This is a genomic window from Archangium primigenium, assembly GCF_016904885.1.
Classification (GTDB): Bacteria; Myxococcota; Myxococcia; order Myxococcales; family Myxococcaceae; genus Cystobacter; species Cystobacter primigenius.
Genome location: NZ_JADWYI010000001.1, coordinates 5,086,365 through 5,101,387 on the forward strand (window position 1 = coordinate 5,086,365; position 15,023 = coordinate 5,101,387).

The following is a 15,023-nucleotide window of genomic DNA, read 5'->3' on the forward strand; positions in this document are numbered from 1 at the left end:
GCGGGCCGTCAGAACCACACCTCCCAGTCCGTGCCGGAGTCGAGCCGCACGGCGTGGGCGGTCGCCGAGATGCGATCCCGGCCGCCCCGGAAGGGTTGGATCTGGTGCAGCCGGTAGCTGTCGATCACGAGCAATTCGCCCACCCGGTAGTCCACGTCATGCCCCCGGGCCTGGAAGGCATCGTCGGGCACCTTCTCGCGTTGGGGAAAGGCCACGTCCCAGAGCCGCAGGGCCCCCCCGGACTCCGGCGGCTGGAGCATGAGCACGAGCGTGAGGGCCCGGGCACGCTGCTCGTACTGCGTGTCGGTCAGGCCCTCGGTGTCGAAGTGCACGTCGCCCCCGTTGTTCGACAACCACCCGTCGGCGGGGAAGATGTGCAGGCCGGGGCCACACCAGCCCTCGCGCCGGTGGGCCTGGCCCCGCACCAGCAGGGCGATGAGCTCACGCATCCGCGCCTGGAAGCCCGGCAGCAGTCGCTCCACGGTGGCGTCGGAGGTGCGCGCCTGGGCGAAGTACTCGTCCTCGCGGTCCTGCTCCAGGTGCGTGTACCAGGCCCGGCCGAGCGAGAACTGCACCCCGTCGAAGTCCGGCGTCCAGAAGGGGCTCCCCGCGTACACCCGGCGCACCAGCGCGGCGCACTCGGTGGGGGAGAGCACACCGGGCACGCGCACCCCCAGGTGGGTGTCGAGCAGGGCGAGGACATCCACGGTGCCCGAGCGCAGGGCGTCCAGCTCGCACTCGGCCACCGTGACACGCGGGGAATCGGCCATGGCGGGCACGATACCCCGGCGCCGCGCGGCGGCTAGCGCCGCTCGATGCGGGCGATCATCTCCGCGTTCATCTGCTGGATGAGGCGGTACTGATCGTTGTACTGCCGCTGGTTGTCGGTGAGCCGCTGGCCGCGCTCGCGGTCCACGATGGCGCGGTACTCGGGCGTGGGGTTGGAGCGCAGGCGGGCGTCGAACTCCGCGTTGATGGCCTGCTGGCGCGCACGGAACTGATCATTGGCCTGGGCGCGCGCCTGATCCGTGAGCTGGTGCGCCTGGAACGTGAGCCCGACCCGGTCGTTGCCCGTCAGGCGCTCGGCCTGGGCCGCCATCCGCGCCATCACCTGCTGACCCCCCTCGGCCAGCTGCCGCAGGGGCACGCTCAGCTCGATGCCCGCGCTCGGCAGGCCACCGCCCCGGCTGGTCGTGGGCATGTCGTGCTCCACAGTGACGGTGCCATCCGTGCCGGCCTTGACCGTGAAGGGGCCGGACAACCGGGCGTTGATCGACGCATCCCCGTTCATGAGGCGCGGGCCGATGTTGAAGCCGTAGGCCACCGACACCGAGGTTCCCGCGCGGTTGGGCGTGCTCACGCCCACGGAGGCGGTCCAGGTGTTCGCGTTCTCTCCCGGGAAGACCTGCGCCGACACGCCGGCCGTGAAGAAGGTGTTGTTGACGTTGAAGCCGAGCTCCACCTTGCCGAGGTTCGCGATCGACGTGCCAATCCGGCGCGCGGCGGTCTCCGCGTTCTCGATGACGGAGGCGCGGATGCGCTCGCGGGTCTCGGGGGTGAGGGTGACCGTGCCCGGAAGGGTGTCGAGCGCGCGATCCACCGAGCGGCCCAGGTCCTCACGCACCTGGGCCTCGGTGCGGGTCGGCGCCACCGCCGCGGCGGGAGCGGCCTCGGCGGCGGGGGTGCCGCCCGTGGGCGCCGAGACGGGCGTGGCGGCGGCCGGAGGCTGGGTGCCCAGGAAGTGACCGGCGAAGGCCCGGCGCTGACCCGCGAGCGTCGTGCCCTTGAAGGCATCGTCGTCACCGCCCGCGGCCGGGGTCGCGCGCGTGGGGGCGCGGGCCGACGGGGTGGACGGCGTGGCCGCATCGGTACGCGGCGCGGAGGCGGGGCGGTTGTTGTCGATCCGGTGGCTCATGGTGCTCGGCAGTCTACCGTTGTCACGGCCGGGCCGCACCTGGGGTACGGGAACGTGGTACGCGGAGCGGACCATGAGACTCCACGGCTCGATGACGTCTCCCTACGTGCGCAAGGTGCGCGTCCTGCTCGACGAGAAGCAGCTGCCCTACACCTTCGTGCGCGAGAACCCTCGCTCGCTGGACAGCCAGACCCAAACCCTGACGCCGCTGGGCAAGGTGCCGGTGCTGGTGCTCGACAGCGGGCGCACGATGATCGACTCGCCCGTCATCCTCGAGTACCTGGATGGGCTGGGCGGCGAGCCGCTGCTGCCCGCGAGCGGTGAGGCCCGGTGGGACGTGCTGCACTGGACCTCGCTCGCCGATGGTCTGCTCCAGGCGCTGGTGACCCGGCTCCTGGAGCTGCGCCGCCCCGAGGCCCTGCGCTCTCCGGAGTCCCTCGCGTGGGAGGAGCGGCGGATCGGCCGGGTGCTGGACGTGCTCGCACAGGCGGACCTGTCGAGCGGCTTCTTCGTGGGCGGTCGCTACAGCCTGGCGGACGTCGCGGTGGGCGTGGCGCTGGAGTACACGGACCTCCGCTACCCGCACGCGTGGCGGGAGCGGCACCCGGCGCTGGGGGCGTGGCTCGCGGGCATCGCCGCGCGGCCCGCCTTCCAGCGCACCGTGTTCGACACCGTGCCCTGACGCCCCGTCACTCGGAGGTGACGTCCACGCGGCCCGCCTCCACCCGCCAGCGCTCCGTGGTGCAGCGCCGCGCGAAGTGCGTGTCGTGGGACACGAGCACCAGGGCGCCCGGGTAGCCCTGGAGCGCCTCCTCCAATCGCTCCAGGGAGGGCAGGTCCAGGTGGTTGGAGGGCTCGTCGAGCACGAGCGCCCACGCGTGCTGGCCGAGGCCCCGGGCGATGAGCAGCTTGCGCGCCTCGCCCGGCGAGGGCTGTGCCGAGGCGAGCAGCGTGTCCGGCTCCACCCCGAGCGCGGCCACGAGCGACAGCACGCGGCCCTTCTCCTCGGGCGGCAGCTCGCGCACGGCCTCCAGGGCCTCGCGGGCCTCCGCGTCGCCCACGTCCTGGGGCAGGTAGAGCACGCGCTCCAGCGGCACCCGCGCCTGGTCCAACAGGGCCCGGAGCAGGGTGCTCTTGCCGACGCCGTTGGGACCCTCGATGCGGATGCGCGCCTCGCGGGGGACGTCGAGCCGCAGGGGGCCGAACAGCGCCACCTCGCCCGCGCGGAGCTCCGGCACGTCCAGGCTGAAGAGCAGCGGGTGGGGTGGGCGCACGTAGTCGACGAAGACGGAGCGGCCCACGCTCTTCTCCACCTCGATGGACTCGATGGCGGCGGCGGCCTTCTCCACCTCGCGGCGGGTGTTGGCCACGCGGCGGCCGTGCTGCATGTCCGCCCAGCCGGCCACCACCTTGGCGCCCATGCTCCGCGCGTCGTTGTCGTACTTGTCCTTGAGGCGGTTGCCGGCGTTGCGCGCGGCGGAGGCCGAGGCCTGGTCCTGGCGCGTCTTCACCAGCCGCTGCTGGAGCCGGCGGTGCTCGTCCTGGGCGCCCTGCCGGGATGTGCGGCGCGCGTCCAGCTCCGCCTCCCAGGCCTCGCGCGCGGCGGCATAGGCCCCGGGCCACAGCCGCACGCCGCCGCCGTGCACGCGCAGCGTGGTGGTGGTGAGCGACTCGAGCAGCGCGCGGTCATGGGACACGAGCACGCCCACGCCCCGGAAGCGGCGCAGGGCGGACAGGAGCCAGTCCCGGGCCTCGGCGTCCAGGTGGTTGGTGGGCTCGTCGAGCAGGAGCACGTCGGGCTCCTGGGCGAGCGCGGCGCCCACCTGCCAGCGCTTGCGCTCCCCGGGCGAGAGCGTGGGCCAGCGCCCGAGCGCCGTGACGTCCAGGCCGAGCTGGCCCAAGAGCCGCCGGGCGCGCGCGTCCGAGGCCTCGGCGAAGGCGAGCACGTCCGGGGTGAGGGCCTCCACGCGTTGGGGGCACAGCCGCACGAGCGCCGAGGGCGGCTCGAAGCGCAGGTGGCCCTCGGTGGGGTTCAGCTCCCGGGACAACAAGCGCAGCAGGGTGGACTTGCCCGCGCCATTAGCGCCGACGAGCCCCGTCCAGCCGGGGGCGAGGTGGAACTCCACGTCGGAGAAGAGGGAATGGGCGTCGGAGAACGCGAACGCCACGCGATGGGCGCGAATGAGTGACACGAGGGACTCCGGAATCGAAACCGGGCACGGACACACGCGAGGTGGCCCGGCGGGTGGGCGAAAGAACTGCGCCGACGATTCAGGAGAGGATCTTCAATGGAGTACGCGGCCTCGTGTACGCACGACACCCCGCGGTGGAGCGGGGCTTCCGGACTATGCAACAGCGAGCGGCGCGCGCGCAATTCCGGCGCAAGCGTCGGACAGGCCACAGCCCGCGCACGAACCCGCAGGTTCCATTGGCCCTCCATCGTTTGGACGGGTACCCAGGGGGCGCCAGTCGATGCATTCCCTCGCAGAGAAGGAGACACCCCCATGAAGAAGCTCTCTCTCGTCCCCCTGTTCGCCGCCGCGCTCGCCCTGTCCGCCTGTGGCACCACCAAGTCCGCCAGCGCGGGCCTGGAGAGCCGCAGTGGCAGCGCCACCACGGGTCAGGCCGAGTTCGAGGAGACCTCCGAGGGCGTGAAGCTCACGCTCAACGTGTCCGGAGCCACGGAGGGCAAGCGCGGCGCCCACATCCACCAGAAGGGCGACTGCAGCGCGCCGGACGCCACCAGCGCGGGTGACCACTGGAACCCCGCGTCCAAGGATCACGGCCCGGCGGACATGAACCACCACCTGGGCGACCTGGGCAACATCCAGATCGGCGCGGACGGCAAGGGCTCGCTGACCGTGACCAAGAAAGAGTGGAAGATCAGCGACGGCTCGGCCGAGGACATCGTGGGCAAGGCCGTCATCATCCACGGGGGCGAGGACGACCTGGTGAGCAACCCGGCCGGCAACTCCGGAGGCCGCGTGGCCTGCGGCGTCATCACGGCGAAGTAGGGCGGCGCGCCTTCCACTCGCGCAGGACGGAGACGACCAGGGCATGGTCCTCCTCCTGCGCGAGCCCCGACACGGCGAGGCTGCCCACGCACCCGAGCCCCTTGAGCAGCAGGGGAAACGCGCCGCCGTGGTCCACGTACTCGGTGGCGTCGATGTGGGGCTTGTCGGTGAGGCTCTGGCCCTTGGCCGCGTAGTAGCGGCCCATGTAGAGGGAGCTGTGCCAGAAGCGCTGGACGGTGTTCGTCTTGCGGCGCACCCAGTCCAGGTTGTCCGGACGGCTGCCCGGCAGCGCGCAGCGCAGCACGGTGAGCCCCGCCAGCGTCACGTCCACCACCACGGGCAGGCGCTCGCGCCGCACGCGCTCGAGCAAGAGCAGGCCCAGCGCGAGGGCGTCCTCGTGGCTCAGGGTGTCGAACTGCAGTTCGGCTTCTTCCGCCAGCAATGCATCCAGGTGTCCGGGCACGTCCGCCTCCCCAGGGGCCCTGGAGGATAGGGCAGAACGTGCCGGACGGGGCGGGGTGACTACTCGGCGCGGCAGACGGCCGGCGCGTTGAGCCCCGGCTGCATCATGCGGAAGGGCTGCAGGAGGTTGGGGACCTGGAGCAGGGCCTCGCGGCAGCCCTCGTCGTCATTGCCCGAGATCTCCACCTTGAAGCTGCAGTCGCTGGCGCCCTGCGTACAGACGACGCGGGCCAGCTGGGCGTAACACTCCACCGCCCGGGCGCAGTTGCCGTGCAGCGACGCGTTCGCGTTCATGTTCATGGACGAGGCGCCGGCCGGGGCGGGCGCCATGTGCCCCGCGGGGGCCATGTGTCCCGTGGGGGCCTGGAGCCGCGCCTGGGCACAGGCGTAGATCTCGTCGCCCCGGGCCTTCACGGCGTTGAACTTCTGCTGCATCTCCCCCGGGGGGACCTTCTTGTCGTCCACGACCACCTGCATGTTGAGGTGATCGCCCTCGTTGTACTGGTAGTAGACCGACGCGTCCGCGTCGTACTCGACCCGGACGGTCTGGGTGTTGTCGTGCTTCTCGGACTGCAGGCCGAGCTGGGTGGCACAGGCCCCGATGTACGTCTGGGTCTCGCTGATGCGGGAGGGATCGGCGGGCAGCGTGTAGAACTTGCTCGTGCCACAAGCCATCAGGGAGAGGCCCAGGGAGGCCAGGGCCAGACTCCGGCGGATGCGCGTCATTGTCGTCAGTCCTTGTGTGGGAAGCCCGCCCCCCTGCCTGGGGAGCGAGCGCCACCACCGACGCACCCGTCTGTCAGCTATTCAAACCTACTCCTCGGGCGGAAAAGCGGGCCGGTTGCGCACGGGCACGGGCGAGGGCGGCGGGGCCATGGCGCGCGAGAGGGCCTGGGCGCTCAGGGCGGCGGCGGCGGGCTTCTGGGGCGTGGTGGCGGTCTTCTCCTGGGAGAAGACCTCCTTGAGCGCGGCGACGCTGCCCAGCACGGCCGTGGCCTCGTAGGGGATGAACATCTTGTTGTCGCCCTTGCCCAGCTCCTGGAGCGTCTCCATGTAGCGCAGCGCGAGCACCTCGGGCGTGGCGCCGCCGGCGTGGATGGCCTCGAAGACGAGCCGGGTGGCCTCGGACTTGGCCTCGGCGTCCAGCAGGGTGGCGCGCTTGCGGCCCTCGGCGCGGGCGACCTCCGCGTCGCGCTCGGCCTCGGCCCGGAGGATGCGGGAGATCTTCTCGCCCTCGGCGGAGAGGATGGCGGCGGCCTTGTCACCCTCGGCCTTGGTGACCTCGGCGCGGCGCTCGCGCTCGGCGGTCATCTGCTTGGCCATGGCATCCTTGATGGCGGCGGGGGGCTCGATCTCGCGCAGCTCCACGCGCGTCACCTTCACGCCCCACTTCTCGGTGGCCTCGTCCAGCACCGCGCGCAGCTTGCTGTTGACCGTCTCGCGGCTGGTGAGCGTCTGGTCCAGGGTGAGCCCGCCCATGATGTTGCGCAGGTTCGTCATGGTCATCTGCTCGATGGCCATGGCCAGGTTCTCCACGGCGTAGAGCGCGCGGCCCGGATCCACGATCTGGTAGTAGATGACCGAGCCCACCTCCATGGTGACGTTGTCGTGGGTGATGACCTGCACGGTCTCGAAGCCCATGACCTGCTCGCGCATGTCCACCAGGTGGCTGCGGTAGAAGCGGTTGCCCACGCGCATCTCCATGGGGCGGGGCGCGTCGAAGAGCGGGATGAGGATGTTCAGGCCGCTGTTGGCCACGTGGTGGAACTTGCCCAGACGCTCCACGACCATGACCTTGGCCTGGGGCACGATGCGCAGTCCCTTGACCATGGCGAACACCACGGCGACCGCGAAGACGATGAACAGCGTGGGACCCATCTAGAAACCCTCTTTCTTGTGGCTCGGAGTCAGCTCCCGGGTGACGGCGGCATGCCGCACCCACAACTTCAGCCCTTCCACCTGCTCGACGATGACGCGCTCGCCCTCGGCCACGTCGCCGCCCAGGGGCCGGGCCGACCACAGCTCGCCGTTGATGCGCACGGTGCCGCCCGCGCCCTCGGCGAGGGCCTCGACCACCACCGCCTCCTGGCCCAACATGGCCGGCACGCCCGTCTTCATGGGCGAGGCGTCGCGCATGAAGGCCTTCTTGAAGATCGTGCGCGAGGAGGCGAACAGCCCCAGGGACACGACCGAGAACAGGGCGAACTGGCCGCTGGTGCCCACGCCCAGCGCCGCGGCCAGGGCCGCGCCCAGCGCGCCCACGCCGAACCAGAGCACCACGAAGCCCGGCAGCATCATCTCCAGCGTGCCCGCGGCGATGGCGGCGAGCGTCCACAAGTGCCACGCCTGGATGTCCATGAGCACCTCTCCCCCGGGTTGAGGCGGAAGTGTGCACCGGGGAGCGCCGGGGCGCCAGCGCTCCGGGCCCCTCCACGCGCCTTCCCGGACCCGGACACGCTAGGCTGCCCGGCCCACGATTCCCCGCATTCCCGGAGCCCTCGCCATGCCCTTGCTGAACGTTCGCGGCACCCGCCTGTACTACGAGGACTCCGGAGGCCCGGGCGAGCCGCTCGTGTTCAGTCATGGCCTGCTGTGGAGCGGCCGGATGTTCGACAAGCAGGTGGCGGCGCTCAAGGACCGCTACCGCTGTATCACCTATGACCACCGGGGCCAGGGCCGCAGCGACGTGTGGCCCGTGGACTGCGTGGACATGGAGACGGTGTACGAGGACGGGGTGGCGCTCATCGAGGCGCTGGGCGTGGGCCCGTGCCACTTCGCGGGCCTGTCCATGGGCGGCTTCGTGGGCATGCGCCTCGCGATGCGCCGGCCGGAGCTCCTGCGCTCGCTCGTGCTGATGGAGACGTCGGCGGACCCCGAGCCCGAGCAGAACGTGCCGCGCTACAAGCTGCTCAACTTCGTGGCGCGCTGGTTCGGGCTGCGCTGGGTCTCCTCCCAGGTGATGCCCATCATGTTCGGCCGCACCTTCTTGGAGGATCCCGCGCGCGCCGAGGAGCGGGCCGAGTGGGAGCGGCGGCTGAAGGAGAACCGGCGGGACATCTGGCGCGCGGTCAACGGCGTCATCCGCCGCCAGGGCGTCCACGCGGAGCTGTCGCGCATCCGCACGCCCACGCTCGTCCTGGTGGGCGCCGAGGACGTGGCGACGGTGCCCGCCAAGGCCGAGCGCCTCCACGCGGCCATCGCGGGCTCGCGCCTGGTGACGATGCCCCGGGGCGGCCACACCTCCAGCGTGGAGGAGGCGGCGCTCGTCAACGCCGCGCTCACGGACTTCCTGGCCGCCGTCCCGCGCGCCGCCACAGGGTGAGGCCCACGCCCAGCACCAACAAGCCGCCGCCCAGCGCCGCGAGCGTGCGCTTGCGCACGGGGTGGGCGCGCGATTTGTGCAGCCGTCGCTCGAAGTCCGGCGCGGGGCAGGACTGGCCGAACACGAAGTCGGTCGCGTCCGGCAGCAGCGCGCCGTGGAGCACGTACGTCTCCCAGAGCCGCTGGGCCCGCTCGGGCTCCACCTTCATGCTGAAGCGCGCGCTCTGGCACAGCAGCGCGGCGTAGGCCTGGCTCCGGGGCGGCATGAGCTGGGCGGCCTGCTCGGCCAGGTCCGCCGCCGTGAGCCGGTACTGGAAGCGCTTGAGGTACTTGGGCGCGTGGGCCTCACGGCGGTGCTTCTCCTGCGCGGACATGAGGGGCAGGTGGGCCAGCGCGAGCGGCCGGTCGATGCGCTGGTCGGCGAACTCCTCGGCGAGGACGTCCATGTCGAACTCGCCCGCCACCCAGTGCCAGTCGGGCGCCGTCTCCGTGCCCAGCAGCTCCATGCCGTCGAAGCGCGCCAGCCGGGCCGCGGCGTAGAGCGAGCGCGCCTCGTCGTCGTCCGTCCAGGCGGCGTGCGCCCGGGTGAAGGCGTCCACGTAGTGCCGCGCGGGCACCTCCCAGGGCGTGCCCCGGAAGAACTCCAGCGCCTCGACGCCGTGGCCGTCGCGCAGCAGGCGCCGACCCACCAGGGGCCGCAGGGAGTCCTCCACCGTGGGCCGGGGCTCGCCTTCCTCCACGTAGAAGGCGGGATCCGGCTGGCAGCGCAGCCGGGGATCCGCCGCGTGCGCCGCGAGGAAGCGCCGCAGCTCGTCCACCGACAGCACGCGCTCGGTCACGTAGGCGATGTCCGGCCAGGAGCAGCTGCTCAGCGCGTGCTCGGCCGCCCCGGGGAAGTCGTCGCGCAGGAGCGCCAGCAGGCTGCGCTCCGCCTCCACGTACATGCGGGGCCGCAGGGGCTTCAGGTACGGATCCGTCTGCCAGTCCTCGGCGGCGGGGTAGCCGTTGCCCGCCTCGGCGAGGCACTGGTCCGCCTGCGTCCGGTCCCCCCGGCGCAGGGCCAGCTTCGCGCGGACCCAGGCATCCAGGGGCGTGCGCTCCTGGCCGGCGAAGCGCTCCGCCAGCTCGAAGCGGCCCTCGCGCCAGGCCGTCACGGCCAGCCGGTCCGCGCCCGCCAGGCCCGGCACCTCGGCCAGCAGGTCCACGAGCCGCGCCAGGGGCAGGGGCGCCGCGCTGCCATCCTCCGTCCAGGCCTCCTCGTGGCCGCGCGTCCAGGCATAGGTGGCGAGCAGCCGCTGCACCAGGGGGTCCGGGAGCGCGCGCTTCAGCCGGGCTTCGTCGCGCACGAGCAGGCGGGCCATGAACAGCAACGACGTCGCGCCCGAGGCGCTGCCATGCGCCGCCTGCTGCGCGTAGAGCTGGACGGCCTTCACGTCCGCTCCCAGGAGCAGGTGCTCCCGGGCTTCCTCGCCCAGGCTCGCCACCGCGAGGCCCAGCGGGTCCGCGAAGCCCTGCCGCGCCAGCGCGCGCACCTCGGCGAAGCGCTCGGTCGCCTCCGGCGGGGACGCGGTCCGCCCCAGCATGTAGGCCGCGAGGGTGGAGAAATGCCGACGCTCGGACTCGGGCAGCGCGAGCACCTCCCGGAAGCGCGCCGCGGCCTCGTCGGGCCGGGTCTCGTGGAACAGGCGCGCGCCCGCCTCGTACAGGGTCCGCTCCCGGGACCCACCGCCCTTCCGGACGCCCTCGGGCTCGGGGCCCTCGACGACGAGGAAGGCGTCCGCGGGCTTCGGCACGAGCCGCCGCGCCTCGAACAGGAAGGTGCTGTCCGGCAGCTCGGAGAGCGTCACCGCCCGGTTGTCGAGCAGTTGAACGGGGAAGTCGGGGCCACACGCGTACGCGGCGCGCACGGGCACGCTCAGCACGCCGAGCAGGGACAGACACACCAGGGAATCACGGAGCCGCAAGCGCCACCTCGGAGCCCCGCACGAAGCCGATGACACGTCGCTCGCCCACGCGCAGGCGGGGAGGCGTGCGCGCCACGAGGGAGGTGCCACGCGCGGCATAACCCGCCACGCCATCGAGCACCTCGAGTCTTCCAGAAAGGGTGAGGCGCGTGGGGGCCTCGGCATCCACGCGGCCGGTGTTCTCCAGGACGATGTCCAGCGTGCCGCCGCCCGCGTCCACCAGTCGCGGCTGCAAGTGGGGCGTCAGGGACTCGCCCCGGAGGACCGCCGTGAGCGTGGGCAGGCTCCACGCGTCCGCGTCCCCCCGGTGGCCGAGCCGGAACCAGACGAGGCCCGACACCTGGGGCACCGGACGCGCGCGCAGGTCCGCGAGGAAGCGGGCCACCTCGGTCGGCTCGGCCGCGAGGGGCGTGCCGTCGCGCAGCCGCACGCGGTAGGTGGGCAGGGCGACGTGGAAGGGCCGGGACGAGGCCCGTGTCCACGCCTCCAGGTAGCGCCGCGCCTCCACGGCCGAGAAGAGGGTGGGGGCGCGCACCGCGTGCACCTGGAGCACGAGCGTGTCCACCTGGGCGGTGAGCGCTTCGAGCCGGGGCGACTCGCTCCACGTGGGCAGCGCGGTGATGGAGAGCGACAGGTCGCCGAGCGCCTTCTGCTCGCGCGCCAGCCAGTCCGCGTACGCCGCGAGCGACGCGGTGGCGCAGTCATGATCGAGCTCCACGCCCCGGACCCGCACGCCCCGCGCGCGCCAGGCCCGTGCGTGCGTGACGACTTCCTGGAGGGAGACCCCATCGAGGGGTGCCGTGCCCTCCACGCGCATCACCGCCACCACCTCGCGACCACTCCGGGCCAGGGCCTCCGCGTCGACCGCGATGTCCACGGGCGCGCGCGCCACCCCCGAGCGCTCCCGCGCCAGGACCCGGAGCACGCCCAGCTCGGTGGGGGCCTGGGTGACGGCCTCCACGAGCGCCGGACTCCAGTCGCGCTGCCACACGTACGCTTCATGGCCGAGCGGCCGCGGCTCCGGGCGAGAACAGGCGAGGGTGCAGGTGAGGAGCAGGAGCGCCGCGGGGACGGGCGGCCACCGTGGAAGGAAGGGCGGCAAGGGGCGGCCATGCTTGGCGGGTGCTACAGGGGTGTCAAGGCTGGGCCTCCGGGAGCGTCGCCTCACGGACCTCCGCTCGGAACGCCCCTCGGGATCTCGTGGGAGAGGTCGGGCCCGGGTGATCCACTTGGGAAGTGACGAGACACGCCGGGTCGGATCCCCAAGCTGACCGGAGCCGACCTTCCGCCTGAACGGCTGCTCAGTAGCTTGGTGGGCGTGTACGCCGAGCTCGTGTGCCGCTCGAACTTCTCGTTTCTTCGCGGCGCCTCGCACCCCGAGGAACTGGTGCTGGCCGCGGCGGAGCGGGGCGTGTCCGCCTTGGCCCTGACGGACGGGGACGGGCTGTATGGCGCGGTGAAGGCGCACCTGGCGGCCAAGGCCGTGGGCCTCAAGTTCCTCGTCGCCAGCGAGCTGACGCTGCTGGATGGGCCGCCGGTGGTGCTGTACGCCCAGGACGCGCGGGGCTACGCGAACCTGAGCCGGCTGCTCTCCAAGAGCCGCATGCTGCACCCCAAGGGCGAGGCGGGCCTGCCGTGGCGCGAGCTGGCCGAGGGCAACGAGGGGTTGCTCGCGCTGCTGCCCCATCCCGTGGCGGCCTCCCGGGTGGCGCCCCTGGCCGAGGCCTTCGCCGACCGCTTCTACGTGGGGGTCTGCCGCTCGCTGTCCTCGGGGGACGAGGCCCGGGTGGCCCAGGCCAAGGCCCTGGCGCGGGAGCTGGGCGCGCCCCTGTGCGCGCACAACGACGTGTACACGCACCACCGGGGCCGCCAGCCGCTCCAGGACGTGCTCACCGCCATCCGCCACAAGACGACGCTCGCCCAGCTCGGCACGCGGCGCCTGCCCAACGCCGAGCGCACGCTCAAGGGCCCGGCGGAGATGGCGCGCCTGTTCGCCGACTGCCCCGAGGCCCTGGAGCGCACCCTGGAGCTGGCGGGCCGCTGCCACGCCACGCTGGAGGGCCTGCGCTACCACTTCTCCGAGGAGGACCTGCCCCCGGGCCACTCCACCTCCACCTGGCTGCGCGAGCTGACGTACCAGGGACTCCAGGTGCGCTACCCGGGCGGCGTGCCCGCGGACGTGGTGAAGCAGATCGAGCATGAGCTCAAGCTCATCGCGGCGCTGGACTTCGCGGGCTACTTCCTCGCCATCTGGGACATCGTCCGCTTCGCGCGCTCGCGGGGGATTCTCTGCCAGGGGCGCGGCAGCGCGGCGAACTCGGCGGTCTGCTACGCGCTGGGTGTCACGGCGATCGACCCGGTTCGCATGGGACTGCTCTTCGAGCGCTTCCTGAGCATGGAGCGCAAGGAGCCGCCGGACATCGACGTGGACTTCGAGCACGAGCGGCGCGAGGAGGTGCTCCAGTACGTCTACGAGAAGCACGGCCGGCACCGCGCGGGCATGGTGTGCGAGGTCATCTGCTACCGGGGACGGCTGGCGCTGCGCGAGGTGGGCAAGGCGCTCGGGCTGTCGTTGGACCAGGTGGACCGGCTGGCGAAGGTGGCGGGCTCGCACGGCGGCGAGATGTCGCCGGAGCTGCTCAAGGAAGTGGGCCTCTCCGAGGAGGACCGGCGGGTGCGGCAGACGCTCGCGCTGGCCCAGGAGATCGAGGGCACGCCCCGGCACCTGTCCATCCACGTGGGCGGCTTCGTCATCACCCGCGAGCCCCTGGTGGAGATGATCCCCGTGGAGAACGCGGCCATGAAGGGCCGCACCGTGGTGCAGTGGGAAAAGGACGACCTGGAGGCGGTGGGCGTCCTCAAGGTGGACCTGCTGGGGCTCGGCATGCTGACGGCGCTGGCCAAGTGCCTGGAGCTCATCCGCGTGCACTACGGCAGGGACTTGTCGCTGGCCACGATTCCAGCGGAGGACCCCAAGGTCTACGAGATGTTGACCAATGCGGACTCGATCGGCGTGTTCCAGATCGAGAGCCGGGCGCAGATGAACATGCTGCCGAGGCTCAAGCCGCGCTGCTTCTACGACCTGGTGGTGGAGATCGCCCTCATCCGGCCCGGCCCCATCGTGGGCGACATGGTGCACCCGTACCTGCGGCGGCGCGAGGGCCGTGAGCCGGTGGAGTACCCCTCGGAGGACGTGCGGGCGATCCTCCAGAAGACGCTCGGGGTGCCGCTCTTCCAGGAGCAGGCGATGAAGCTGGCCATGGCGGTGGGCGGCTTCTCCCCGGCGGAGGCGGACGGCCTGCGCCGGGCGCTCTCGCACAAGCGGGCCGAGGAGCGGCTGGGCCCCTTCCACCAGCGCTTCATCGAGGGCGGCGTGGCCCGGGGCTACCCGCCCGAGTACGTGGACACGCTCTTCAAGCAGTTCCGGGGCTTCGCGCACTACGGCTTCCCGGAGAGCCACTCGGCGAGCTTCGCGCTGCTGGCCTACGCGTCCTCGTGGCTCAAGTGCCACTACCCGGCGGCGTTCACCGCGGCCCTGCTCAACTCGCAGCCCATGGGCTTCTACGCCCCGCACACCCTGGTGGCGGACGCCCAGCGGCACGGGGTGCCGGTGCTGGAGGTGGACGTGAACCACTCGGGCTGGGACTGCACGCTGGAGGAGGGCGGGCTGCGGCTGGGCCTGCGCATGGTGCGGGGCCTCCAGGACGCGGTGGGCCGGCGGGTGGAGACGTTCCGTGACGGCAAGCCCTTCACGAGCATTGGAGACCTGGCGCGCCGCACGCGGGCACCCCGGCACGAGCTGGCGCGGCTGGCGCTGGCGGGGGCGCTGGGCAGCCTCAACCGCTCGCGGCGCGACGCGCTGTGGGAGATCCAGGCCCTGGGCCCGCTGGAGGAGACGGACCTGTTCTTCGGCATGGCGATGGACGGAACGCCGGCGGCGCTGCCGCAGATGAACATCGGAGACCGGGTGAGCACGGACTTCGAGACGGTGGGCGTGTCGCTGGAGAAGCACCCGCTGGAGCTGCTGCGGCCCGCGCTGCGCAAGCGGGGCGCGGTGACGGCGGCGGGCCTGGAGCGGGTGCCCGCGGGCCGGCGCGTGGCGGTGGGCGGCATGCTCATCTGTCGGCAGATGCCGCCCACGGCCAAGGGCTTCTGCTTCCTGTCCCTGGAGGACGAGACGGGCATCGCCAACCTCGTGCTGCCCCCGGACGCCTATGCGCGCTTTCGCAAGGACATCCACGGCGCGCTGTTCCTGGTGGGCCAGGGCACGCTGGAGAAGACGGGCAAGGTGCTCAACGTGAAGGTGCAGCAGCTCGAGCCCATCATCTCCTCGATGCGGCTGTGAGC

The 15,023-nt window shown here is 72.3% G+C and carries 13 protein-coding genes; 4 read left to right on the forward strand and 9 right to left on the reverse strand.

All coding sequences use genetic code 11. The features are described 5' to 3' along the window. Nucleotides 1–8 precede the first annotated feature (8 nt). The gene (locus I3V78_RS21070) at nucleotides 9–770 is read right to left on the reverse strand and encodes a 2OG-Fe(II) oxygenase (RefSeq protein WP_204490254.1); all 762 of its coding nucleotides are present in this window, start codon (nucleotides 768–770) and stop codon (nucleotides 9–11) included. 32 nt (nucleotides 771–802) lie between these two features. Then, the gene (locus tag I3V78_RS21075; RefSeq protein ID WP_204490255.1) at nucleotides 803–1,915 is read right to left on the reverse strand and encodes a hypothetical protein; all 1,113 of its coding nucleotides are present in this window, start codon (nucleotides 1,913–1,915) and stop codon (nucleotides 803–805) included. Between the two features lie 73 nt (nucleotides 1,916–1,988). Here I3V78_RS21075 and I3V78_RS21080 point away from each other — a divergent pair, with 73 nt between their 5' ends. Continuing rightward, the gene (locus tag I3V78_RS21080) at nucleotides 1,989–2,597 is read left to right on the forward strand and encodes a glutathione S-transferase family protein (RefSeq protein WP_275583496.1); all 609 of its coding nucleotides are present in this window, start codon (nucleotides 1,989–1,991) and stop codon (nucleotides 2,595–2,597) included. A gap of 7 nt (nucleotides 2,598–2,604) precedes the next feature. On the opposite strand, the gene I3V78_RS21085 is transcribed toward I3V78_RS21080, so the two are convergent. Then, nucleotides 2,605–4,107, reverse strand: coding sequence for an ATP-binding cassette domain-containing protein (locus I3V78_RS21085; RefSeq protein WP_204490257.1), 1,503 nt, complete (start codon nucleotides 4,105–4,107; stop codon nucleotides 2,605–2,607). Between the two features lie 312 nt (nucleotides 4,108–4,419). Between I3V78_RS21085 and I3V78_RS21090 the strand changes: the two genes are divergently transcribed. Continuing rightward, the gene (locus I3V78_RS21090; RefSeq protein ID WP_204490258.1) at nucleotides 4,420–4,929 is read left to right on the forward strand and encodes a superoxide dismutase family protein; all 510 of its coding nucleotides are present in this window, start codon (nucleotides 4,420–4,422) and stop codon (nucleotides 4,927–4,929) included. On the opposite strand, the gene I3V78_RS21095 is transcribed toward I3V78_RS21090, so the two are convergent. The 4 genes from I3V78_RS21095 to I3V78_RS21110 all read right to left on the reverse strand — a co-directional run bounded on the left by I3V78_RS21095 (nucleotide 4,916) and on the right by I3V78_RS21110 (nucleotide 7,749). After that, nucleotides 4,916–5,392 carry a heme-degrading domain-containing protein gene (locus I3V78_RS21095; RefSeq protein WP_204490259.1) on the reverse strand — a complete coding sequence of 159 codons (477 nt, stop codon included), beginning with the start codon at nucleotides 5,390–5,392 and terminating at the stop codon, nucleotides 4,916–4,918. The genes I3V78_RS21090 and I3V78_RS21095 overlap by 14 nt on opposite strands. A gap of 59 nt (nucleotides 5,393–5,451) precedes the next feature. Then, nucleotides 5,452–6,117, reverse strand: a complete 666-nt coding sequence (locus I3V78_RS21100) for a hypothetical protein (RefSeq protein WP_204490260.1) — start codon at nucleotides 6,115–6,117, stop codon at nucleotides 5,452–5,454. A gap of 87 nt (nucleotides 6,118–6,204) precedes the next feature. Then, on the reverse strand, nucleotides 6,205–7,269 hold the full coding sequence (locus I3V78_RS21105; RefSeq protein ID WP_204490261.1) for an SPFH domain-containing protein: 1,065 nt from the start codon (nucleotides 7,267–7,269) through the stop codon (nucleotides 6,205–6,207). Next, on the reverse strand, nucleotides 7,270–7,749 hold the full coding sequence (locus I3V78_RS21110) for an NfeD family protein (RefSeq protein ID WP_204490262.1): 480 nt from the start codon (nucleotides 7,747–7,749) through the stop codon (nucleotides 7,270–7,272). It abuts the gene before it with no gap. A 145-nt stretch (nucleotides 7,750–7,894) separates the two neighbouring features. On the opposite strand from I3V78_RS21110, the gene I3V78_RS21115 reads away from it, so the two are divergent. Then, complete coding sequence (locus I3V78_RS21115) at nucleotides 7,895–8,713, forward strand: alpha/beta fold hydrolase (RefSeq protein WP_204490263.1); 819 nt, start codon at nucleotides 7,895–7,897, stop codon at nucleotides 8,711–8,713. On the opposite strand, the gene I3V78_RS21120 is transcribed toward I3V78_RS21115, so the two are convergent. Further along, entirely contained in the window at nucleotides 8,670–10,676 is a 2,007-nt protein-coding gene (locus tag I3V78_RS21120) for a hypothetical protein (protein WP_204490264.1), read from the reverse strand. The two genes, I3V78_RS21115 and I3V78_RS21120, sit on opposite strands and share 44 nt — an antisense overlap. After that, nucleotides 10,663–11,667, reverse strand: a complete 1,005-nt coding sequence (locus tag I3V78_RS21125; protein WP_338023692.1) for a DUF3142 domain-containing protein — start codon at nucleotides 11,665–11,667, stop codon at nucleotides 10,663–10,665. Before I3V78_RS21125 ends, I3V78_RS21120 begins: the two co-directional genes overlap by 14 nt. A gap of 327 nt (nucleotides 11,668–11,994) precedes the next feature. Here I3V78_RS21125 and I3V78_RS21130 point away from each other — a divergent pair, with 327 nt between their 5' ends. Beyond that, nucleotides 11,995–15,021, forward strand: coding sequence for an error-prone DNA polymerase (locus tag I3V78_RS21130; RefSeq protein WP_420840425.1), 3,027 nt, complete (start codon nucleotides 11,995–11,997; stop codon nucleotides 15,019–15,021). Nucleotides 15,022–15,023: the final 2 nt, after the last annotated feature.